We start from the raw sequence: 22,913 nt of genomic DNA on the forward strand, positions 1-22,913 counted from the left end.
CGATGCTCACTGTGCATTTATCACTAAAAAAAATACCACAATATGGTGAGTACACTAAAATTTTTACTCAAAAGCCAGCTAAAACGCTCTAGGCTAGTTCAGCAAGTTAACGGTTTTACCATGATTGAATTGTTGATTGCCATGATCATGGCATTCCTAATCATTACTCCGTTGCTAGGATTCATGGTTAACATTATGGACACCGACCGGAAGGAGCAAGCAAAGGCAAATTCTGAGCAAGAAATTCAAACTGCGCTAGATTATATTGCCCGTGATTTACAACAGGCAATTTATCTTTATGATGCTGACGGAATTGAAGCTATCAAAAATCAATTACCTAATTCGAGCGCAACAGATAGAGTCCCTGTTCTTGTCTTTTGGAAGCGAGAATTAGTTAACCAAGCGCTTACAATTACAGGAACTGAAAAAGATGATACGTTTGTATACTCATTGGTTGCTTACTATTTAATTAAAGACGCTACTTCTAGTTCTACTTGGTCTAATGCTGCTCGTATTGCGAGATGGCAAATTAAAGATGGTGTACCAGCTAGTACTGGTGTTGATTGTACTGGCTATACTGGCAAATATATTAGTGGTAATTGTCCCAGTCCAGGTTTTACTCTATTTAAACTTGATGGAGTAGGCACTCTCAAAGACAAGATGAATGCTTGGGTAAAAGCCACACCAGATTATACTGCCGATACTACAGTGCTTGTTGACTTTATTGATCAAACCAAAACTGATGATACAACACCAGCACCTGCGGCAACATGTCCTACTGATAACAACACATGGCAGAAAGTATCACCAGATACTGCTAGCTTTAATACACGTAATACAGGCAAAATGACTGGTTTCTATGCGTGTATCGATAGAGTTAACACAACAGCCCAGGTCTTTTTACGAGGCAATGCACTTGCACGTTTACAAAGCAATAACTTTAATTACATAGATACCAACAAAACTTATTTTCCAAGTGCAAGTATACGGGTGCAAGGACGCGGATACTTATTTACTAAATAAGTGCTGAAAATTTAAGGAATTAATGGCAGCAAATTATGGAAAAGTTAAGTTTGAAGTTATTTAATCTAAACAGTAGAAATGAAACCAGTAAACAGCGATTTTTAATTAATAGACTACGCTATGCTTCTAGAAACACCCAACAAGATGCTGGCTTTACCTTGCTGGAATTAATCGTGGTGATGGTAATAATAGGAATTTTATCTGCGATCGCAGCTCCTAGTTGGGTTGCCTTTGTAAATCGACAGAAGGTAAATAAGGCTAACAATGCCGTTTTAGCTGCACTCCAAGAAGCACAGCGCGAAGCTAAAAACAAAAAACTTAGCTACAGTGTCAGTTTTCAGAAAAATACCACAACCCAAAATATAGAGGTTGCTGTTTATAGTACAAGTGCTGGAAGCCCTACATGGAAACCTTTAGGGGCGGATGTAGGCGTTAGCTCTGATAAATTACTGCTAGGTGCAAATCTCAGTGACGAAAACGCTGCCAATTCTACTACTAATTCTCCTGTATCCTACCCTCCTTCAAGTACACCAACAAAAATTACCTTTGACTATATGGGGGCTTTACCAACTTTACCAACTCCTAACTTTGGAACAGTAGCAGCAGGTACAGAGCCACCTGGGTTAAAAATAGTGGTAGCTGTACCAAGTTCTGCAAACTCTACATCGCCTAGTAGCATAAAGCGATGCGTTATTGTAAAAACTCTCTTAGGCTCAATGCTCACAGCAAAAGATAATCAATGCAACTAAATAATTTATGTAGTAATTTTATTTAAAGATACGTGATAATACTGTATATAAAACGGCACATTGATTGCAAAATTAAAATATCAGGTGCAGTTTTAATGTTTGATAGATTTATTTAAGAGTCGCTGATAAATTAGCTATTGGCTAAACGCATAAAAAGCGTCCTAATCAAAATATTCCTTTTGTCAAATGACTGAAAACCTTGACTTTACTGTAGCTATCCCAACTTACAACGGTGAAAGTCGTTTGCCTGAACTACTAGAACGGCTAAAAAACCAACTTCACACCGAAAATTTATCTTGGGAAATTATAGTTGTGGACAACAACAGCACTGATAACACAGCTAAAGTTGTTCAAGCCTATCAACAAAATTGGCAGTGTCCTTATCCTTTGCAGTATTGCTTTGAAGCACTACAAGGAGCAGCTTATGCTCGAAAAAGGGCAGTTGCAGAAGCTAAAGGTAAATTCATAGGTTTTCTAGATGATGACAATTACCCAATATCAAATTGGGTATCCGCAGCTTATGCTTTTGGTGAAAAATATCCGAAGGCGGGAGCTTATGGGAGCCAAATTCATCCTGATTGGGAAATAGAACCACCAGAAAACTTTCAGCGCATTGCTCCATTCTTGGCAATTACAGAACGAGGTAATTTACCGCTATTATATGAAGCAAGTAAAAAATTATTACCCCCATGTGCCGGACTTGTTGTCCGTAAACAAGCCTGGTTAGAAAGTGTACCAGATAAGTCTATTTTAACTGGCAGAGTTAAAGGCAATATGCTTACCAGTGAAGACTTAGAAATGTTGTCTTATATCCAAAAAACAGGATGGGAGATTTGGTATAACCCGGAAATGGAAGTTTTTCATAAAATACCAAGCTTCCGGTTGCAAAAAGACTATTTAATCCCATTTTTTCGAGGTATTGGACTTAGCCGATATGTAACTAGAATGGTAACTATAAAACATGTATATAGACCAGTTGCTCTTTTAGTTTATATGATAAATGATTTGCGTAAAATCATTTTACATTTACTCAAATATCGATTTAAGCTAAAGCAAGATTTGGTAGTTGCTTGCGAAATGGAACTTTTTTTAAGTAGTTTTATCAGCCCTTTTTATCTTTGGAAAAATGGATATTTTAAAGAGTAAATTAAGTATTAGGTATTATGAATGAATTAACAGTTGAAAGTTTAGACATTAGTGTAGCTATTCCTGCATATAATGGAGCAACTCGCTTACCTAAAATTTTAGATAAACTATTAAGCCAGACAGGAGTAGAACAATTTAACTGGGAAATTATTGTTGTAGATAACAATAGTTCTGATAACACATCTGAAATCATCCAGAATTACCAAAAAATATTTAATGGAAGCTGTAATTTAAGATATTTTTTAGAAACCGAACAGGGAGCGGCTTTTGCCCGACTACGAGCAGTACGTGAAGCCAGAGGGAAGCTAATCGCATTTCTAGATGATGATAACTTACCTGCACCTGATTGGTTATCAGAAGCATATAGCTTTGGATTGGAACATCCTCAAGCAGGTGCTTGGAGTGGACAAATTCATGGTGATTTTGAAGTCAAGCCGCCAGAAAATTTTGAAAGAATTCGAGCTTTTTTAGCTATTAGAGAACATGGCTCAAATGCACATTTATTTGATGCAGACAATTTAAGGCTTCCTCCTGGTGCAGCGCTTGTTGTTAGAAAAAAAGCATGGCTTGAAAATGTACCACAACGACCTAATTTAAGTGGTAAGTTACCTGGTATTTTAGTCCAGGGTGATGACTATGAACCATTACTTTATATCCATTATGCAGGCTGGCAAATTTGGTATAACCCTACCATGCATACTTATCATCAAATACCACATTGGCGACTTGAGAGAGATTACCTTTTAAGTTTGGCACGCGGCTGTGGATTGTGTATTTTCCAGCTACGCTTAATAAATACTAAAAAGTGGCAAAAACCGATAGTCTTTGTTAAAACTGTTTTAGGGAATTTACGCCGAGTATTACAACATCTAATTCAGTATAAAGGGCAATTTAAAAATAATCTAATTCCAAGTTTTGAAATGGAATTTTATTTGTCTAGTATGATGAGTCCTTTTTATTACTTTAAATGTAATTTAGGCAGAGTATTAAAAAATAAATATCTTTATAAAAATGATTAAATCTACTAGCAGAAAATTGCCAAAAGTTTCTGTAATTATCCCTGCTTACAATTCTGAAAAGACTATTAAGTATACAATTCAATCAGTTTTAAATCAAACTTTTTCTGATCTAGAATTAATTATAATTAATGATGGTTCGCAAGACTCAACAATAGAAGTTATTGCAGAAATTGAAGATTCACGAATAAAAGTATTTTCTTACCCCAATGCTGGTGGAAACGTCAGCCGTAACCGAGGGCTAAACCTTGCAGTTGGGGAATTTGTTAGTTTTTTAGATGCAGATGATCTTTGGACACCTGATAAACTTTATTCTCAGGTAAAGGCTCTAGAAGAACACATTACCGCGAAAGTTGCTTACAGTTGGACTGATTATATTGATGAAAATGGTGAATTTATACTTTCAGGTAAGCGTGTTAATTTAAATGGAAATGTTTATGAAAGTTTATTATTAAATAACTTTCTAGAGAATGGTTCTAATCCTTTAATTTGTAGAAAATCTTTAATTCAATTAGGTAGCTTTGACGAATCTCTAAGCGCGGCTCAGGATTGGGATATGTGGCTCCGATTAGCTTCTCAGTTTGATTTTGTATGTGTGCCATCTGTACAAATTTTATATCGCATAAGTGCTAATTCAGTTTCTTCTAATCTTGTCAGACAGGAAAAAGCCTGCCTGCAAGTGCTTGAAAGAGCGTACAAGGAAAGCTCCTATCTACGAAAAGCTTCTGCGGGTTCGACACTAAAGCATAATTGGAATACAAGCCTAGCAAATTTATACAAATACTTAACTTGTAAAGCGCTACAAAAGCCCTTTAACAAAAAAAAAGGTCTAGCAGCTGCTATGTTTTTGTGGAAGTATTTTCTTCATGACTCGTCAAGACTTCAGAATATAAATTTTACCTTAAAACTATTACTGAAAATATTCATAATCCTTATAATACCTAGCTTACTAAACAATATTACTAACCAGCGCGAAGTAAGAAGGCAAGAAGCTGAAACATTGCTCAAGGTCTGGGTAGTTGAAAAACGAGCAGAAGACAAAAATGGATATGCGGGTGCAGTTACTGTTTCTAGTTAATTCTAAAAAGCTCTTGAATAAGGACTCTAGTAGTGGTTTTACACTATTAGAAACTTTAGTAGTTGTTTTATTAATTGGTATATTAGCCACTATGGCAATACCCAACTGGCTAGGTTTTGTGCAGACTCGGTACCTCAATACTGCTCAAAGCGAGGTTTATTATGCTATACGCCAAGCCCAAAGCCAAGCTAGTAAAGAAAAATTGACTTGGAAAGCCAGCTTTCGTGAACAAAACGGCATTATTCAATGGGCAGTTCATCCTGCTACAGTAAACCCATCTAACGCTAACTGGAATAATCTAAATTCCAATGTGCGCTTAGATGCGGAAACAACTTTACAAGAGTCAAATGGTATTAGACAAATTCAATTTGATTACAGAGGTAATGTCAGTCAACCACCACTAGGGCGGATAACACTATCAAGCAAGTATGGTGGTAAAGTTAAGCGTTGTGTTGTTGTTTCTACGATTTTAGGAGCAATGCGAATGGAAAAAGAACATACCACAGCCGAAAACGATAAGTATTGCTATTAAGATATTTTTAGTTTATTAAATAAGGTATTGTGTGCTGAACTTACCAGCAATCTCAAAACAGCACCTGATTATTTTCACTCGCTATCCAGAACCAGGGAAGACTAAAACCAGACTGATACCTGCTTTAGGAACTGTTGGTGCTGCCAATCTTCAACGAGAAATGACTGAACATACAATATTTCAGGTTCAACAATTGCAAAAAGCCATTGCCATATCTGTAGAAGTGAGATTTGCAGGTGGGGATTCGCAACTTATGCAAGATTGGCTGGGGTTAGATTTGATTTACCAGTCTCAAGGTGAAGGGGATTTAGGTTCGCGGATGGCGCGATCGCTTTTCGAGGCTTTTGAATCTAATGCCACAAAAATAATTATCATCGGTACAGATTGCCCTGGAGTCAATGCTCAGATTTTAGAGACAGCCTTTGAGAAGTTACACACCTTTGACTTAGTACTTGGCCCTGCGATCGATGGTGGATATTACTTAATTGGGTTGCGCCAACCGACCCCGGAGTTATTCGTTAACATCGAGTGGGGAACTGCTCAAGTATTCCAGAAAACCGTGGAAATTGCTCAGAAACTTAATTTATCATACGTGAACTTGCCGCCTTTAGCTGATGTTGACCGACCGGAGGATCTGCCAATTTGGGAACAAGCCCTTGCAAGGGAGATGGAAAAATAAGGGAAATATTGCGATTTTTATATTGATGCAAAACTCACAAGGGGCGCACATTTGTCATTGGTATCAACTGAAGCTAGAAATAGCTTAACTGTTGGCTTCCTCACCCGCCTGGGAATAAATTCCAAGGCTAATAGCTAAAGTCTACTTAAGTAGACTTTAGACTTTTGGGTATATTTTAGTTATTAAGAGATGACTTTTGCTATTAGCAAAGAAGGTCGGTTCTATGCAGAACGTAATTTTTACGTTAAGTTGACAAAAATGCACATGTATATGTCCCTACAAAATACTTATATTACGACCGATTGAGAACTGTAATAAGGGAAATTGGGTAATTAATGAGTCTTTTCTTACAGCCCCGCATCATGTTCGTATCTTAAAACACTAAGATTTTCCTGAAGACACTGGACATAACAAATGTTACTCTGGCCTAGTTGAAAACCAAGAGGCAGATAGCCTTTACCAATATTGAATCTGCTTTGTGTTTCTATACAATAGTCACGGTCATAGGCACAATATTCAAGTAGCTTGAAATATGAAAATCACTCGTATTCACCGCCAGTTCAAAAAACTATGGTTAACCGTTTTACTTCCGTGAGTACTGCCCTCACACTTAAGGTAGTTGGAATAATTTGCATTTTGTCTTTTTTTGTTGACTTTTTGATTCTGTTGTTACCCTTTCAACCGACTGATCGAGTATGGCAAATTAACTTGGCAACAGCGTTAGTTGATCGGGGAATTGTGCCTCTAGTTGGTTTGGGGCTGCTGTTTGCTGCCTATTGGATTGATAGTGCTGATGCAGCAAGCGATCGCCCTCAAGGTATCGATTTAAGATTTCCTGCTGTGATCCTTTCAAGTATTTTAGGGTTAATGTTCTTGCTGATTTTTCCCCTGCACCTCAATAACGTCAATCAAGCTAAAGCTCAAACACTTAACCGTATTGCCCAAGAAGGAGATCAGGCAGAAACTCAACTGAACAATCGGTTCTCGCAATTGCAAGCACAACTGAATACTGAGCAAGGAAAAGCTCAACTAGATCAACTGCGAACCCAAACCAAAGCTCAGTTTAGTGAAATCCTCAAAGATGACCAAAAATATAAGCAAGCGCTTGAAAGCCCTCAAATTCCTGCAAATATTAAAGAGTTACTAACGAAGGCTAAAACAAATCCCCAAATACTTGATAAAGCTATTGAACAACAAACAGATATTCAGACGTTGCGAACTCAACAATTAAGCCAAGTTCGCCAGCGCAGAGACGAAGCAGAGAAACAAGCTAAAGATACTGCTTGGAAGTCTGGACTACGGATTGGAATTAGCAGTTTGCTGTTGTCCATTGGTTACATTATCATCGGCTGGACAGGCTTAAAAGGTAGCGGTGCTTTACAAGGTGGTAAACCTAGAGCAGCTGCACGCTAATCTATTATCGGTATGGCAGTAGGACGTTTAACGGCTGATACTGCCATACGCCTAATATCTAATAACAATAAAAAGACAATTATCACTCAGTAAAATCGCTATAAAACTTGGGTAATGTTCTCAATTTACATACTGACATATAACGAAGAGTTAGATATTGCTGCTTGTATCGAATCGGCGATGCTATCGGATGACATTATTGTTGTGGATTCATGCAGTAGCGATCGCACTGTAGAAATCGCTAGTCGCTATCCCATCCGCGTCATTCAACACGCTTTTGAAAGCCACGGCCGCCAACGCACCTGGATGTTAGAGTCTATCCCTCCGAAGCACGAATGGGTTTACATTCTTGAAGCTGACGAGCGCATGACACCAGAACTATTCGCTGAATGCGAAAAGGCAAGTAAGAGTCTTGACTATATCGGTTACTACGTGGCTGAACGTGTCATGTTCATGAATCGTTGGATTCGCTACAGCACACAGTATCCCCGTTACCAAATGCGCCTCTTTTGCCACGGTAGGGTCTGGTTTACAGATTATGGTCATACTGAACGGGAAGTTTGTGAGGGTGCAACTAGCTTTTTAAAAGAGACATACCCACATTACACTTGTAGTAAAGGCTTGAGTCGCTGGATTGACAAGCATAACCGTTATTCTACAGACGAAGCTCAAGAAACGCTATATCAACTAGAACAAGGAAAGGTCAACTGGCAAGATTTATTCTTTGGCAAATCGGAAGTCGAAAAACGCCGCGCCTTGAAAGATTTATCTTTGCGTTTACCCGCCAGACCATTGCTACGCTTTGTATATATGTATTTTATCTTAGGCGGCTGTTTAGATGGACGCGCCGGATTTGCTTGGTGTACATTGCAGGCATTCTACGAATATCTGATTTTGCTCAAAGTCTGGGAAATGAAGTATTTACCAAAACCTAATTTAGACGCAACAGCAATTCAGGTACAGGAGAATACACAACAGTTACAGTGCGTAGATTCTGAAACGACACAGGCTGATGTAGCGTAAAATTTGAAGCAGCGATCGCCAACGACGGACGGGTACGCGATCGCAATATTCAAAATTTCAAAAGCAGGTTAGCACAGCTGTGCTACCTACACCGTGTTATATCTAAATAAAAACTTCCATAATAAATTAATATTACCAATACATTTTCATAAAAGCGCTCTCCTGCTCAACTGACCAGATCAAATAATTCCTTTGTTTACCCGCTTGTACTTTCACAATCATGAGCAGCTTTTGATTGAGCGCGGTAGATTAGTAATACCTAAGGACTTGCAACAATCGTTTACAAGTCTTACAAAGAAAAGTAACATCCTTTTAAAATAACCAGTCGGCATCAGATTGGTTAATGTCTATGTGTATGCTTGTAGGAAAATAGCTGATTTCCAGCAACAAGTACATGTTTTTGCGTCAGCAGCCAAGCTGCTAGCGTTTTGGACAGTTACTTGCGGTAGAAAGTGCCTAAAGTTAAAGTCTTCGGAATTTGACAAATCTGCTGGTATGAATACCAATAACAAAAGTTCCTCTAGCTTAAAACAGGAGAATCGGGGCTTGGTAATCGATCGCCTAAAACAGGACTTAAAAAACGACCTGATCGCTGGTTTGTTGGTAGTAATTCCCCTAGCAACTACTATCTGGCTAACTATTACCATTGCTACTTGGGTAATTAACTTCCTCACCCAAATTCCCAAACAACTGAATCCTTTTGATGGATTAAACCCCATTTTAGTAAATTTACTGAATTTATTAGTAGGGTTGGCTGTACCACTACTAAGTATTCTATTGATGGGCTTAATGGCTCGCAATATTGCTGGCAGGTGGTTGTTAGATTTTGGCGAACGATTATTACAGGCAATTCCTTTAGCAGGACAGGTATACAAAACACTTAAGCAGCTTTTAGAAACAATATTAAAAGATTCTAATGGCAAGTTTCGCCGGGTAATTTTGGTAGAGTATCCCCGCCGAGGAATTTGGGCGATCGCCTTTGTGACTGGTGTAATCAGCAGTGATATCCAAGCCCAGATGCCTCGCCCTGTGCTAAGTGTTTTTATACCTACCACCCCCAATCCGACTACCGGATGGTACGCAGTAGTTCCTGAAGATGAGGTGGTAAACCTCTCCATGTCCATTGAAGACGCTTTTAAAATAGTTGTATCAGGTGGCATTGTCGCCCCCAATACGCCCTTGGTTTTCCCCAAAGAGTCCACGCTGGAAGTGAAACACGACGAAATCAAACAGCAGGTTATTCCCGTTGAAGAAAGTTAAATTGGGGATTAGGGACTGGGGAAGATGAGTATGTGGATTCATACCCTAAGCAAATCTTAAAATAATTTCTTTCCTAGTACCCAGTATTCAGTACCTTCTTAGCGTAATTTTGTTGTTTAACTGTACCAAAGTTGATATGATTGTGAGTTTGCCTCGTCTAGTTAATCAGTTCTTACTTAATCACCCCTCAGTTTTATGCAACCTCGTAAACCCCAGCAAATTGCTCGTGAATTGGCGCTTTTAAGCCTTAGCCAATTGCCAGTCAACCCAAAGAAATTAGAGAAATTGGAAGACGATCAACTAGTATCCAAGTTGGTGCTAGGAGCAGTACGTACTTTGACCTCAGAAGTGCAAGATACCCTTGATAATGCCGCAGGTGAACTGCAACGCAGTAATGATCGCCTTTTAAGTAGCCAAACTCGGGCCTCTGACCTCAATAGTGCTAGAACAATGCTTCAAGAAGCGATCGCCTGCACCCAGACAGCAATCAATCAGTTGGGTACGGCAGTTGATTTCCCAGTATTGATTCAGTTAGCTAATCAGGATAAGGGAGTCCGTAATTACGCTAAAGAGCTTGTAATTACCGTCAACGAAAATCGACAAATTATAGATGAACTCCTTTCTACTGCCTTAGTAGATTGGCAAGTAACTCGCCTCGCCCAAATTGACCGCGATATCTTGCAAATCGCTGTGGCTGAAATGAAATTCTTAGGAGTTCCAGACAGTATCGCCATCAACGAAGCTGTGGAGCTAGCCAAACGTTACAGTGGAGACGATGGTCATCGGTTTATTAACGGTGTTTTGCGCCGAGTCATTGAGCAGAAAAAGACAGCATAGCCTTTTTTATTCGCCAAAGTGAGGAAGCAGGGGAAGAAATCAATTAAAAATTAAAAATTAAAAATTAAAGAACTTTTGCGTCCTGCCTCCTGTTTCCCAATGCCCGATGCCCAATGCCCCAAGTTAAATTAAACTCATAACTTATAACTATTAAACTCATATAACCAATACTGCTGCAATGGTTTTTAATTGGTTCCGTCGTAAATATAACGATTCCTCTGACACTCCCTCTGATAAAAAACAGGAAGAAACTCCTCCTGCACAAGAACCTCAGCCAGAGCCAGCCGAAACATTAACACCAACTGCTGAAACTGCTCCAGACACAACAACAGACTTGTTAGCGTTTGCTAAAGCTGCTTACAAAAATATTCAGCAAAAACAACAAGTTGAGGTAGTAGAAACCCCGGCTGATTCAACAGAAGCCTCATCAGCATCAACACAACCTGAAACCGCAGAAACGGCAATTGCGGAAATTACCGAACCAGAAGCAATTGAGGAACCTGTTAGTACAGCCGTAGAAACAGCACAGCCAGAAGTTATCCAAGCTGCTACTGAAGAAGAAATTACAGAAAATTCCTCAGTAGCAGCAATTGACAAAGAGCCAGATGTCTCCAGCCCAGAACTGACGGCAAATGAGGCTGAACCAACGCCCACCGAACCAGTATCTACACCAGAGGCAACACAGCCAACAGCACTATCTTTCTTAGAACGGGCGGCGGCAGAACGGCAAGCCAAGCTAGAACAACTAATGGCCACCGCTATCGAAGTTCCAGAACCAGAAGTAGTACAGCCAGTAGCTACAACTTCAGAGACAGGAGAGGAAATTCCTGGGCTGGTATTTGATGATGGGTTTGTCTGGTCGGCGAAAGTTTTAGCAGCTCAAGGTAGAAGTCCAGAAGACGTTTCTATTGAAGAAATTACCTGGCTGAAAAAGCTCCGGCAAGGGTTAGATAAAACTCGTCGTAGCATTCTTAACCAACTCAAGGCGATCGTTGGTCAAGGGCCGCTAAACCAAGCTGCTGTAACAGAAATTGAGGCATTGCTCCTGCAAGCTGATGTGGGTGTAGAAGCGACAGACTTTATTATCAATGCCCTACAGACAAAACTTCGAGAAGAAGTTACTGCACCTGAAGAAGCGATCGCTTACCTGAAAAAAATTCTCCGGGATATGCTGGATGCGCCAAGCATTGCATCCCAAAAAACTATCTTTACTCCAGAAAAAGAAACCTTAAATATTTGGTTAATCACTGGGGTAAATGGTGCCGGTAAAACTACTACCATCGGTAAAATTGCCCATCTGGGACAAAAATCTGGTTATAAATGCTTAATTGGGGCAGCAGACACCTTCCGCGCCGCAGCCGTGGAACAGGTGAAGGTTTGGGGTAGTAGAAGCGGTGTAGAAGTAATTTCCAATCCAGGAAAGAATACAGATCCGGCAGCAGTTGTGTTTGATGCGATCGCAGCCGCCCAAGCACGTCAAACCGAATTACTTCTAGTTGATACAGCTGGGCGACTGCAAAATAAGAAAAATTTAATGGACGAACTTAGCAAAATTCGGCGAATTATCGACAAAAAAGCTCCAAATGCCAAAGTAGAATCTCTTTTAGTTCTAGATGCCACTTTAGGGCAAAATGGACTGCGGCAAGCTGAAGTTTTCTCCCAAGCTGCCCAATTAAGTGGCGTTGTCTTAACTAAGCTTGATGGCACTGCCAAAGGCGGCGTTGCCCTAGCTGTTGTGCAACAGCTAGGTTTGCCCATTCGCTTTATTGGTGCTGGCGAAGGAATTGAAGACCTACGCCCCTTTTCTAGCTATGAGTTTGTCGAAGCTCTCTTGAGCGGCTAACTGAAAAATTTGGAGTTAAATATTTTTCTTGACAACTGATAAATTTAGGGATTACTGATCTGGTATTATCACTTGAACTCATTAGAAACAGATCAATTCTTGTAAATCATAAGTTTGTCGCAATAAATGGATAACTTTTGCTAAAATCTCAAGCTAGTGCCTTTTTTCACTCTCTGAATGGGCATTTAGACGCAACACACAAAACCTCGGAAGCTCCCATCTTGCAGCAATTTAAAGGGCAAGCAAGACGCTCACCCCTGCAAATACAACATTGCAAGATGGACAGCAGTCTGAGTAGTGAGCAGTGCGTTGGGGAGCCAGTCCAGATCAGTTCAGCACTGTAGAAGGGTTTGCCTTTCTAGGTAACTAGTATTGGCTATGGCGACTTGCATTCTTAGATCGAAGAAACTGCCTTAGCAAATTGGCAGAACTGCATACTAAACGTAACTTACTTAAGAGCGTCATCTGTTTGCCCAGCGCCAGCCAACATCAGGAAAACTACGCCTTCCGGCTATCAGAACTTCGCAAAACCGTCTACTATGGACTCAAAAAGCGAATTGCTGTAAGTAAGCTGGTTCAACACTTCCAGGTGTATTCTCATCTCTTACTTGCGAAAGTATCTACAAATATTTTCTCTAGTAATCCGAGTTTTCACTCAAAAAAATTCTCCTTTCCTAGTTGCCTCTGCCCAAACAATTACTCTGAAAGCGTTATGAATTATTCTTTGAATAAAGTATTTTTATGACTTTAGAGATATGCTTTGATAATTAAGTTATGAAAAAATGAAAAGCTTTCTTAACTCTCAATGAAACTAGTAATTTTTACGGATTGGTTTTTGGCTAAAAATACATGATTTGAAATCACAAATATTCCATCAGAAATACAATAAGCAAATAAAATACTGATAAAAGTTGCTTGTTACGTCTTTATACTCTTGCTAAAGTGACAAGTCTTATCTAAATATGGTTTAGCAATGCCAAAGCCAAAAGATTTATAAGTAATCTAAAATCTGCCAATATAAAGTGCAATAGTACCTGTGCCTGTGTCTCAACTGCCCTCTCAACCCATTGACAACAATAGTAGTGCCGCGACAGATGTCACACCAGTCGTAGCACTAAAAGAACTCGTGGCAAGGTTGCACCGGGAACAGAACAAAATTCAAGATTTGCTCAGTTCTTTAGGATTTGCCCTAAGAAGTTTCAATAATTTAAATCAGTTTTTGGAACTGATCCCTCTGATGGCAACTAGAGTGACAGATGCAGACGGCAGCGCCCTGTTTCTCTACAAACCTAATGGTCAAGTAAGATTAGAGCAGTTACATTGGCAAGATAGTGGCCAGCGAAAAAATATCCGCAAAGCGCTAGAAATAGCCAGCAGTCAAATCACGCTTCTGCCCAATGCTGCACCTTTAGCCAATGCCACGGGGATTTTAGATGATCAGATGCATCGCTATCTGGGGCCAGATGTGCAAATCTTTGGGACGGCGATTCTGGTGAAGCATACAGAACGGGGATGGCTCTATGTCTTGAGCCGCGACCCAGAATATAGTTGGACAGAAACCAGGCAAAAGTTAGTTAGGTTAGTAGCAGACCAAACAGCTGTTGCGATCGAAAACGATGAACTAGCTGTAGAACTAAGAAAAAAAGAACGCTTAGACCAAGAATTAGAAATTGGCGCAGAAATTCAACGGCGACTTTTGCCACGTCAATGTCCCACAATCCCTGGTGCAGTCCTGGCGGCACGTTGTAAACCTGCCAATCGCGTCGGTGGGGACTACTATGACTTTATTGCTACTAATCACAATAAAATTCAGCCCAAAACTAAAAGCAGCACAGAAAATAGTCGCTGGGGTTTGGTTATTGGAGATGTCATGGGCAAAGGTGTTCCGGCTGGGCTGATTATGACGATGATGCGGGGAATGTTACGAGGAGAAGTGCTACACGGTAACTCCCCAGCCGGAATTCTACAAAACTTAAATAGAGTTATGTATGCGGATTTGGAAAATTCCCACCGCTTTATAACGCTATTTTATTCAGAATATAATCCCCACAGCCGAATTTTGTCTTATAGCAATGCAGCACACAATCCTCCCTTGTGGTGGCACGCAGCCACGAAAACTGTCAGCCGTTTAGATACTCTAGGAATGTTAATCGGTTTGGATGCTAACAGCCAATATGAAGATGCCCAGGCACAGTTAGAGCCTGGGGATACAATTATTTACTATACAGATGGCTTGACCGATGCTGCTGGTGCTAGTGGCGATCGCTTCGATGAAGATAACTTCGTTGCTGGCTTCAATACGGCTTGTAAGTACTGCAATGGCCCAGAGGAGATTGTTGATTACCTATTTGACCAAGTTGAGCAATTCATTGGTGCTGATAAGCAAAACACTGATGATATGACACTAGTTGTTCTGCAAATTTTATAGTTATTAGCCATTTTTGCTCGATCAAGTCATGATTAAAGCGATAGTGACTGGGGATTCACCAGAGTAATTCTACTAAATTTAATTTTTTATTTATTTTTTCTTGGAATTTTCGTCGCGATCGCCTAAATGGTCGCACATCAACCTTTTTTGGTGAATTGTTTGTATTTAGCCTTTAAGATAATACATCAAAAATGATCCTTAGAATACTTTTCTGTTGAAGTAAAAACTATATATTTTGCACATCTAGCACAGTAGGAAACGCCGAGGGAGAGACTAGGTAAAATGTACAAGGTAAAAAGTAAAAGGTAAATTTACTTCTTCATTTTTGCTTTCTTTCTATCCTTGTGATGCAAGCATTTGGCCTGCTCGCTCTTAGCGTTTTAATTTTTCCTTTCTCCGCCGTAGCAAGTTCACAACAGCTACGACGGAGTTTTGCTTTACTAATAAATACGTTTCCAGTCGAGTGTCCTTATTCCATTGCCTAAATTCTTGATGCTGAGTTTTTACCAGATGCTATTGATTTGTAATATTAGGTTTATGCGGTAATTAACTCGCCTCGCATAACAGTTACCGCTTGTCCGCTTAAAAAGACGCGATCGCCTCCGTCATAATACACTTTTACCACGCCACCACGACTTGATGCTTGATAAGCCAATAACTCATCTTTGTGCAAGCGATCGCGCCAGAAGGGAGCAAGACAGCAATGAGCCGCCCCAGTTACAGGGTCTTCATCAATCCCTAAACCCGGCGCAAAGAAGCGAGAGACGAAATCATATTCAGAATCAGAGTCGGTAAGGCTGGTGACAACGATCTCAGAATTAGGCAATGTTTTCAGTATTTGGAAATTTGGCTGTATTTGTCGTACTAAATCTTCAGATTCTAATTCTACTAAATAGCCCAAAGAATTCAAGAAAACAGATTTGTATGGGACACCCAAAGCAGCCTTGAGTTCTTGTGGGGCAACTGTTTCTTGTGAATGATTCACAGGAAAATCTAACTCAATCCACTCACCTTGCAACTTCGCAATCAGCACTCCGCTTTTGGTGTAAAAACGCGCAACTTCATTAGGTGATAAATGCTCCTCTGACCAGAGTACATGGGCGCTAGCTAAAGTTGCATGACCACAAAGCGGCACTTCCACTGTGGGCGTAAACCAACGCAGATTGAAGCCATCATCCTGTCTAACTAAAAAAGCTGTTTCAGATAAATTCATCTCCTGCGCCACGTTTTGCATCCAACGTTCATTTTGGCGAGTGGACAGAACACAGACAGCAGCAGGATTTCCTGCGAAAGGTTTATTGGTAAAAGCATCAACCTGAGTAATGGTTTGTCCCATTAGAGTCACCTTGAAAATTAGACAGCATTATATTTATGCCACTACTTACCATTATGAACTTCACCCATTTGTATGTAGTTTTAGATCCCCCAACCCCTGATAAATTAGGAGTACAATCTCCAACAACTGGGGTCAATGTCAAAGCAAAACGGAAACATGACCATAAAAATTCTCAAAAGCATCTTTGCTGCTGTCAACTTAGCGCTAATATCTGGAGGATTAGTTAGTTGTGTTGTTGAGGTACCGCAGCCATCTGCTCCAACTGAGCAACAAAAACCAGTCGTACAACCTAACCAGGTAAAGCAGAACGACAAAGATGACGACAAAGATGGCGATCGCAAGAATGATAAACACGATGACGATAAAAACGATAAAGATGATAACGACTAAATAAAGGCAAAGCTATAACCTTTATCCTTCTCTTTGAGTTTCTATTTATGCTGATCCAACAAACTTCTACTTTTCTCGTCGATACTTTACGCCACCGACGCCAACAATTAGCCAACCTCATTGATTTTCCAGCAATTCTGTGGTCAGGTAGCAACAGTCCGCGCAACTTTCCTGCAAATCTCTTTCTGTTTCGCGCTAGCAGTCATTTCCTCTATTTTGCTGGACTGCCATTATCAAATGCAGCAATTCGTTTAGAAGGCGGCAAACTAGAACTATTTATAGACGATCCATCACCTAGCAGCGCTCTTTGGCATGGAGAAATGCCAACGCGTGAAGAAATAGCTCAAAAGATTGGGGCGGATGTGGCTAGACCAATGGCAGAATTAGAGTCTAGGGTAGAAGATGCTGCCACACTTGCTGTACAAGATGCAGCTACTTGGACGCAACAATCGCAGCTATTAAATAGATGGGTTTTACCACAAAGTCCTCCCCAAGGAATTGACTTGGAGTTAGCTAAAGCGATCATTTCTCTCCGCCTCACTCACGATGAAGCTGCATTAACCCAGTTACGAAAAGCTACTGCTGTTACTGTTGAGGCACACAAAGCTGGGATGGCAGCAACACCTAAAGCGAAGCTGGAAGCAGAAGTTCGGGCAGCGATGGAAGGGGTAATTATTGCCCACAATATGACAACTTCTTACAACAGTATTGTCACCGTCCACGGTGAAGTTTTACATAACGAGCAGTATCACCACGCCCTACAACCAGGTGACTTACTGCTTGCCGATGTCGGCGCTGAAACTGAGACGGGTTGGGCAGGTGATGTAACTCGCACATGGCCAGTTTCCGGTAAGTTTTCATCTACCCAGAGAGATATTTATAATGTTGTGCTGGCAGCCCATGATGCTTGCATTGCCAAAATCCACCCTGGTGTAGAGTATGGGGACATTCATTTGTTAGCTGCCACGGTTATAGCCGAAGGTTTAGTAGAGTTAGGCATTTTACAAGGAAACCCTGAAGATTTAGTCGAGATGGATGCCCACGCGCTATTTTTTCCTCATGGTATCGGTCATCTGCTGGGTTTAGATGTTCATGATATGGAAGATTTGGGTGATTTAGCTGGGTATGAAGAGGGACGTTCTCGAAGCGATCGCTTTGGCTTAGGCTACCTCCGTTTAAATCGTCCTTTGCGTCCAGGAATGTTAGTTACAATTGAACCTGGTTTTTATCAAGTACCAGCAATTTTAAATGATACCAATATTCGCTCAAAATATCAGAATGTAGTAAATTGGCAACGTTTATCTGAATTTGCTGATGTGCGCGGAATCCGCATCGAGGATGATGTTTTAGTTACCGCAGAAGGTAGCGAAGTTTTAACAGCCGCATTACCAAATGATGCCGATACGATAGAAAATTTAGTAGGTTTCTAATCTAATTGATAGCGTAAACACATAGAATGTTATCTTATGATCAAAAAACCCATAGGATTACTACTCAACGGAGTTATTGTCACCTCCGGACTATTGCCACTATTAGCTCAAGCACAGCAGCCGGTTTCTGATACCCAAGTTGCGGCGATGGTAGAGGCGTTGCGACAAGCTGCACCGCAGACAAAAAACCCCAACGATGGATATTACAGCGAATGGCAAGTTAAACCAGAAACCCTCAAAGGCTGGACAAGAACTTGTCTCAAACGAGAACTGACACCGACGCAGTTTGAAAATAACCCTGCGATCGCTCGCCAAGTTGTATCCTGTATCACGCGCCGTGAGTTAACTAATCAGTTTCGCGCCACCAACAATAATGAAATTGCATCTGTGCGTGGTGCAGCTTGTTGGTGGATGACTGGTAGCTATACAGGTTGTAATAAAGGTTTCACTGCTGAGTATGTGCAAAAAGTTGTCCGTTTTTATCAACAACAGCGTTCAAAACCAGGAGCAACTCAATCATAAAATGGCGATTACAATAGTTTTCAAATGAATAAGCTATGTGTAAAGCTCTCTTTTACAGGACTTACGTAAAAAAATCATGATAAAACGAACCGCAAAGGACGCAAAGGAATAAGAGTTTCAGAGAGTTATTGCATAATGTTTCATCTTCAGGGTCTTGTTTATCCTTGAAAAGTGACCACTGATGCCCAAAGTCACACATATATGCTCTATATTCTTTCATATATTTTCGCTCTCCTGCGCTTTCTCAACTATTCCCACTAAAATCCTTACTTCATCTATAGTGCTGGGATTTCTCTCTTTGAAAAAATCAAGATTCATCTCAAAGGACAGTTTGCCACTTCAATAAAGGTAAGTATCTGGTTGCTACAGTCGGGGTGAAAAATACTAAGCTGGTAGATAGCACGTTTAAACTTTAACGGAAATTCGGAATCGCATTCATCGGCGGTTCAAAATTCCCTATTGGCGAACTACCTGTAATTACATTATGTTTGATGCTCTATCTGACCGTTTAGAAGCCGCCTGGAAAAAACTGCGGGGACAGGACAAAATTTCTCAATCCAACATTCAAGATGCATTGCGCGAAGTGCGCCGCGCCTTGTTGGAAGCAGATGTTAATCTCCAGGTAGTCAAAGATTTTATTAGCGAAGTCGAAGCCAAGGCACAGGGAGCCGAGGTGATTACTGGCGTGCGACCTGACCAACAGTTCATCAAAATTGTTCACGATGAATTGGTGCAGGTGATGGGAGAAGAAAATGTTCCCATCGCAGAAGCTCAGGAACAGCCTACTATTGTGTTAATGGCTGGGTTGCAAGGTACTGGTAAAACCACAGCGACCGCTAAGTTAGCATTACATTTAAGAAAATTAGATCGTAGCTGCTTGTTGGTGGCGACAGACGTATATCGCCCAGCAGCGATCGACCAGTTGGTGACGTTGGGTAAGCAAATTGACGTACCAGTATTTGAACTAGGAAGCGACGCCGATCCCGTAGAAATTGCAAGGCAAGGTGTAGAACGCGCTAGGGCAGAAGGTGTAAATACAGTAATTATTGATACTGCTGGACGCCTACAAATTGATGAAGACATGATGGCGGAATTAGCCCGCATCAAAGCAACTGTCCAACCCCATGAAACTCTGTTGGTGGTGGACGCGATGACTGGTCAAGAGGCAGCCAATCTTACCCGCACTTTCCATGAGCAGATCGGAATTACTGGGGCGATTCTCACCAAGATGGATGGTGATAGCCGTGGTGGTGCAGCGCTTTCGGTGCGAAAGATTTCGGGTGCGCCGATTAAATTTGTAGGCGTGGGTGAGAAAGTAGAGGCACTGCAACCGTTTTATCCCGATCGCATGGCATCCCGAATTCTGGGAATGGGCGATGTGCTGACCCTGGTAGAAAAAGCCCAGGAAGAGTTTGACTTAGCAGACGCTGAGAAAATGCAAGAGAAAATTTTGTCAGCGAAGTTTGACTTTACTGACTTTCTCAAGCAGTTGCGGATGCTAAAGAACATGGGTTCTCTGGGAGGCTTCATCAAGATGATTCCAGGGATGAACAAGCTCTCAGACGATCAGCTTAAGCAGGGAGAAACCCAGCTCAAACGCTGTGAGGCGATGATTAACTCCATGACTCGCCAAGAACGCCATGACCCTGATTTATTAGCCAGTTCTCCTAGTCGGCGGCGGCGGATTGCTGCTGGCTCCGGCTATAGAGAGTCAGATGTGACTAAACTAGTAGGTGATTTCCAAAAAATGCGATCGCTCATGCAGCAAATGGGTCAAGGTGGCTTCCCTGGAATGCCTGGAATGTTCGGCGGTGGCGGCATGGGCAACGCCTTCGCAGGTGCAGGCAATCGTCCCCCAGCCCCCGGATGGCGAGGTTATGATGGCGGTGCCTCAGCCACGAAAAAGAAGAAACCTAAAGATAAAAAGAAAAAAGGCTTTGGTAATCTTTAGTTATTGGGCATTGGGCATGGGGCATGGAAAGAATAATTGACAAATGACTAATGACTAATGACAAATAGCACCAAATGCTAGACCAGTGCTAAAATTAGCATTTCGGCATACTTACCAATTAGGAGAATGATTCTTTAACCATGATCAAACTGCGCTTGAAGCGATACGGTAAAAAGCGGGAAGCAAGTTACCGCATTATCGCCATTAACAACCTCGCTCGCCGCGATGGTCGTCCCCTAGAAGAGTTGGGATTCTACAATCCTAGAACCGATGAAGTGCGACTAGACGTTCCCGGCATCGTCAAGCGACTACAACAAGGCGCTCAACCTACTGACACCGTCCGTCGCATTTTAGTAAAAGCCAATGTTTTTGAACAGGTCAGTGCCACACCTACAGCCGCATCATAATTCGGGAACAATATCCCCAACAGCTAGTCCCAACTATGTTGGGCTGGTTCGATTTTTAGTGCAGCCGTTTTTGGAATCTCCAGAGACTTTAAGCGTCGATTGTGAAATTTCTCAGGCCCTCAACCGGGCTTGGATTCGCATCGCCTTTGAAAGCACAGATAAAGGGAAAGTGTTTGGTCGAGGGGGACGCAATATTCAAGCGATTCGTACAGTAATTGCCGCTGCCGCCGCCGCCGCTGGGCAATCAGTATACCTGGATATCTACGGCAGCACCACGCCAGGCCGCGAGGGTATGTCTTTTGATGAAGAGACAGAAGAGCGATCGCCACCGCCTACTAGGAGAGAACCGCGTGGAAATGATGGGCCTAAACCCATTGTTAAGCCCCGCCTCCGCTAGTTTCAAACTAGAGAGCAAGTCTGAGCGGAGGTAATCACAGCCGCTCAGAATTTTTGTAAAGATTGAAAGTAGCAAAAAGATTTTTGGATATTTTTTTGAACTCTTCACCGAAGAGGCAGGGGAGCAGGGGAAAAGATACTAGAATTAACCTGTCACAAGGGTTAGAGAGTAACTAAATTTATTTATGCCCAAAAGTAAAAGTATTTATTTGATGTGTAACACGAGAAATAATACGTCCTTACTTTAGAGCTAATCCATTCATGTATGGGGATTCCCCCCTTGCTCCCTGCTCCCTGCCCCTTTTCCTCTTTTTAACTGGGCGTACAGCTTTATGCCCCTATGAAGATTCATTTGTTACAAAGATTTTTCCACAATATAAATAGTAAAAGCGTAATTTCGCTAAGGGCGAAAAAAGATTAACCTTTGTCAAACACAGATCCTCACCAATTAAGAAATACTATGGCAGGTGCTTTAACAATTCAGCTGCCCAATATTCCTAGTGCCATCGCTCTAGCCGGAGATGGAGAAGAAAATCTCAAAATGCTATCTCGGCAAACAGGAGCCACTTTAGTGCTACGCGGACAGGAATTATTGATTTCTGGTACCGAAGGGCAAATTGATCTGGCTTCTCGGTTAGTGCGATCGCTTGAAGACCTCTGGATTAAAGGCAATACTATTTCCAGTGCCGATATTTTAACAGCTCGTCAAGCCATAGATAGCGATCGGCAAGGGGAACTGCAAGATTTACAGCGAAATGTCCTCGCCAAAAGTCGCCGGGGCGAAGAAGTCCGTGCCAAAACCTTCCGCCAGCGTCAATATATCGATGCACTCCGTAGACGCGATCTCACCTTTGGTATTGGGCCTGCTGGTACTGGTAAGACTTATCTCGCTGTTGTTGTCGCTGTGCAAGCACTCCTTGCTAACCAGTTTGAAAAGCTAATTTTAACTCGCCCTGCCGTCGAAGCTGGTGAAAAACTTGGTTTTTTGCCTGGGGACTTACAACAGAAAGTTAATCCTTATCTTCGTCCACTTTATGATGCTATTTATGAATTTATCGACCCTGAAAAAGTACCCAGTTTAATGGAACGCGGCGTAATTGAAGTTGCACCACTCGCTTATATGCGGGGACGCACCCTCAATAATGCCTTTGTAATTGTGGATGAAGCGCAAAATACTACACCCGCTCAAATGAAAATGGTTTTGACTCGTTTGGGTTTCCGTTCTCGGATGGTAATTACAGGCGACATGACACAAACTGATTTACCACTTCATCAACAATCGGGTTTAGGAGTGGCTTTACAAATTTTAAAACACGTTGAAGGCATTGCTTTTTGCGAATTTTCTCAAAAAGATGTCGTGCGCCATCCTCTAGTTCAGCGCATTGTTGCTGCTTATGAACAATACGAAAAATAGTCATTAGTCATTGGTCAAAAAACTGAGAAAGGATAGCGAT

At 41.4% G+C, this 22,913-nt stretch carries 21 protein-coding genes; 20 read left to right on the forward strand and 1 reads right to left on the reverse strand.

From position 1 onward, the window contains the following. Positions 1 to 42: 42 nt before the first annotated feature. From hpsC to RMZ43_RS05495, 13 genes are all read left to right on the forward strand, one after another. Positions 43 to 1,023, forward strand: coding sequence for a hormogonium polysaccharide secretion pseudopilin HpsC (hpsC, locus tag RMZ43_RS05435; protein WP_322646327.1), 981 nt, complete (start codon positions 43 to 45; stop codon positions 1,021 to 1,023). Positions 1,024 to 1,058: 35 nt separating this feature from the next. Continuing rightward, positions 1,059 to 1,772 carry a pilus assembly FimT family protein gene (locus RMZ43_RS05440; RefSeq protein WP_322655082.1) on the forward strand — a complete coding sequence of 238 codons (714 nt, stop codon included), beginning with the start codon at positions 1,059 to 1,061 and terminating at the stop codon, positions 1,770 to 1,772. Positions 1,773 to 1,958: 186 nt separating this feature from the next. Beyond that, complete coding sequence (gene hpsE, locus RMZ43_RS05445; RefSeq protein ID WP_322655083.1) at positions 1,959 to 2,918, forward strand: hormogonium polysaccharide biosynthesis glycosyltransferase HpsE; 960 nt, start codon at positions 1,959 to 1,961, stop codon at positions 2,916 to 2,918. 17 nt (positions 2,919 to 2,935) lie between these two features. Beyond that, entirely contained in the window at positions 2,936 to 3,937 is a 1,002-nt protein-coding gene (gene hpsE, locus RMZ43_RS05450) for a hormogonium polysaccharide biosynthesis glycosyltransferase HpsE (RefSeq protein WP_322655084.1), read from the forward strand. Continuing rightward, on the forward strand, positions 3,930 to 5,012 hold the full coding sequence (locus RMZ43_RS05455; RefSeq protein WP_322646323.1) for a glycosyltransferase: 1,083 nt from the start codon (positions 3,930 to 3,932) through the stop codon (positions 5,010 to 5,012). The genes hpsE (RMZ43_RS05450) and RMZ43_RS05455 overlap by 8 nt, the downstream gene beginning before the upstream one ends. After that, positions 4,978 to 5,544 carry a prepilin-type N-terminal cleavage/methylation domain-containing protein gene (locus tag RMZ43_RS05460; RefSeq protein WP_322655085.1) on the forward strand — a complete coding sequence of 189 codons (567 nt, stop codon included), beginning with the start codon at positions 4,978 to 4,980 and terminating at the stop codon, positions 5,542 to 5,544. The genes RMZ43_RS05455 and RMZ43_RS05460 overlap by 35 nt, the downstream gene beginning before the upstream one ends. 31 nt (positions 5,545 to 5,575) lie before the next feature. Continuing rightward, a complete protein-coding gene (locus RMZ43_RS05465; protein WP_322655086.1) occupies positions 5,576 to 6,223 on the forward strand; it encodes a TIGR04282 family arsenosugar biosynthesis glycosyltransferase in 648 nt (215 codons plus the stop codon). Positions 6,224 to 6,793: 570 nt separating this feature from the next. Further along, complete coding sequence (hpsJ-B, locus tag RMZ43_RS05470) at positions 6,794 to 7,636, forward strand: hormogonium polysaccharide biosynthesis protein HpsJ (protein ID WP_322646320.1); 843 nt, start codon at positions 6,794 to 6,796, stop codon at positions 7,634 to 7,636. 114 nt (positions 7,637 to 7,750) lie between these two features. Then, complete coding sequence (locus RMZ43_RS05475) at positions 7,751 to 8,659, forward strand: glycosyltransferase family 2 protein (protein ID WP_322655087.1); 909 nt, start codon at positions 7,751 to 7,753, stop codon at positions 8,657 to 8,659. 495 nt (positions 8,660 to 9,154) lie between these two features. Continuing rightward, on the forward strand, positions 9,155 to 9,919 hold the full coding sequence (locus RMZ43_RS05480; protein WP_322646318.1) for a DUF502 domain-containing protein: 765 nt from the start codon (positions 9,155 to 9,157) through the stop codon (positions 9,917 to 9,919). A gap of 195 nt (positions 9,920 to 10,114) precedes the next feature. Further along, positions 10,115 to 10,756 (forward strand): transcription antitermination factor NusB, encoded by a 642-nt coding sequence (gene nusB, locus RMZ43_RS05485; RefSeq protein ID WP_322646317.1) that lies wholly within the window; start codon positions 10,115 to 10,117, stop codon positions 10,754 to 10,756. A gap of 178 nt (positions 10,757 to 10,934) precedes the next feature. Beyond that, entirely contained in the window at positions 10,935 to 12,599 is a 1,665-nt protein-coding gene (ftsY, locus tag RMZ43_RS05490; protein ID WP_322655088.1) for a signal recognition particle-docking protein FtsY, read from the forward strand. A gap of 1,036 nt (positions 12,600 to 13,635) precedes the next feature. Then, on the forward strand, positions 13,636 to 15,027 hold the full coding sequence (locus RMZ43_RS05495; protein ID WP_322655089.1) for a PP2C family protein-serine/threonine phosphatase: 1,392 nt from the start codon (positions 13,636 to 13,638) through the stop codon (positions 15,025 to 15,027). A gap of 535 nt (positions 15,028 to 15,562) precedes the next feature. On the opposite strand, the gene RMZ43_RS05500 is transcribed toward RMZ43_RS05495, so the two are convergent. Next, positions 15,563 to 16,363, reverse strand: a complete 801-nt coding sequence (locus RMZ43_RS05500) for a PhzF family phenazine biosynthesis protein (protein ID WP_322655090.1) — start codon at positions 16,361 to 16,363, stop codon at positions 15,563 to 15,565. A gap of 156 nt (positions 16,364 to 16,519) precedes the next feature. Here RMZ43_RS05500 and RMZ43_RS05505 point away from each other — a divergent pair, with 156 nt between their 5' ends. From RMZ43_RS05505 to RMZ43_RS05535, 7 genes are all read left to right on the forward strand, one after another. Beyond that, the gene (locus tag RMZ43_RS05505) at positions 16,520 to 16,753 is read left to right on the forward strand and encodes a hypothetical protein (protein ID WP_322655091.1); all 234 of its coding nucleotides are present in this window, start codon (positions 16,520 to 16,522) and stop codon (positions 16,751 to 16,753) included. A gap of 47 nt (positions 16,754 to 16,800) precedes the next feature. Beyond that, on the forward strand, positions 16,801 to 18,183 hold the full coding sequence (locus tag RMZ43_RS05510) for an aminopeptidase P family protein (protein WP_322655092.1): 1,383 nt from the start codon (positions 16,801 to 16,803) through the stop codon (positions 18,181 to 18,183). Positions 18,184 to 18,219: 36 nt separating this feature from the next. Beyond that, complete coding sequence (locus RMZ43_RS05515; protein WP_322655093.1) at positions 18,220 to 18,705, forward strand: hypothetical protein; 486 nt, start codon at positions 18,220 to 18,222, stop codon at positions 18,703 to 18,705. A gap of 484 nt (positions 18,706 to 19,189) precedes the next feature. After that, the gene (ffh, locus tag RMZ43_RS05520) at positions 19,190 to 20,656 is read left to right on the forward strand and encodes a signal recognition particle protein (RefSeq protein ID WP_322655094.1); all 1,467 of its coding nucleotides are present in this window, start codon (positions 19,190 to 19,192) and stop codon (positions 20,654 to 20,656) included. A 140-nt stretch (positions 20,657 to 20,796) separates the two neighbouring features. Then, positions 20,797 to 21,063, forward strand: a complete 267-nt coding sequence (gene rpsP, locus RMZ43_RS05525) for a 30S ribosomal protein S16 (protein ID WP_322646308.1) — start codon at positions 20,797 to 20,799, stop codon at positions 21,061 to 21,063. Further along, a complete protein-coding gene (locus RMZ43_RS05530) occupies positions 21,020 to 21,460 on the forward strand; it encodes a KH domain-containing protein (RefSeq protein WP_322646307.1) in 441 nt (146 codons plus the stop codon). Before rpsP ends, RMZ43_RS05530 begins: the two co-directional genes overlap by 44 nt. Positions 21,461 to 21,919: 459 nt before the next feature. After that, positions 21,920 to 22,873: a PhoH family protein gene (locus RMZ43_RS05535; RefSeq protein WP_322646306.1), complete on the forward strand. Its 954-nt coding sequence runs from the start codon at positions 21,920 to 21,922 to the stop codon at positions 22,871 to 22,873. Positions 22,874 to 22,913: the final 40 nt, after the last annotated feature.

The sequence above is a fragment of the Nostoc sp. CmiVER01 genome (assembly GCF_034531135.2).
GTDB lineage: Bacteria > Cyanobacteriota > Cyanobacteriia > Cyanobacteriales > Nostocaceae > Nostoc.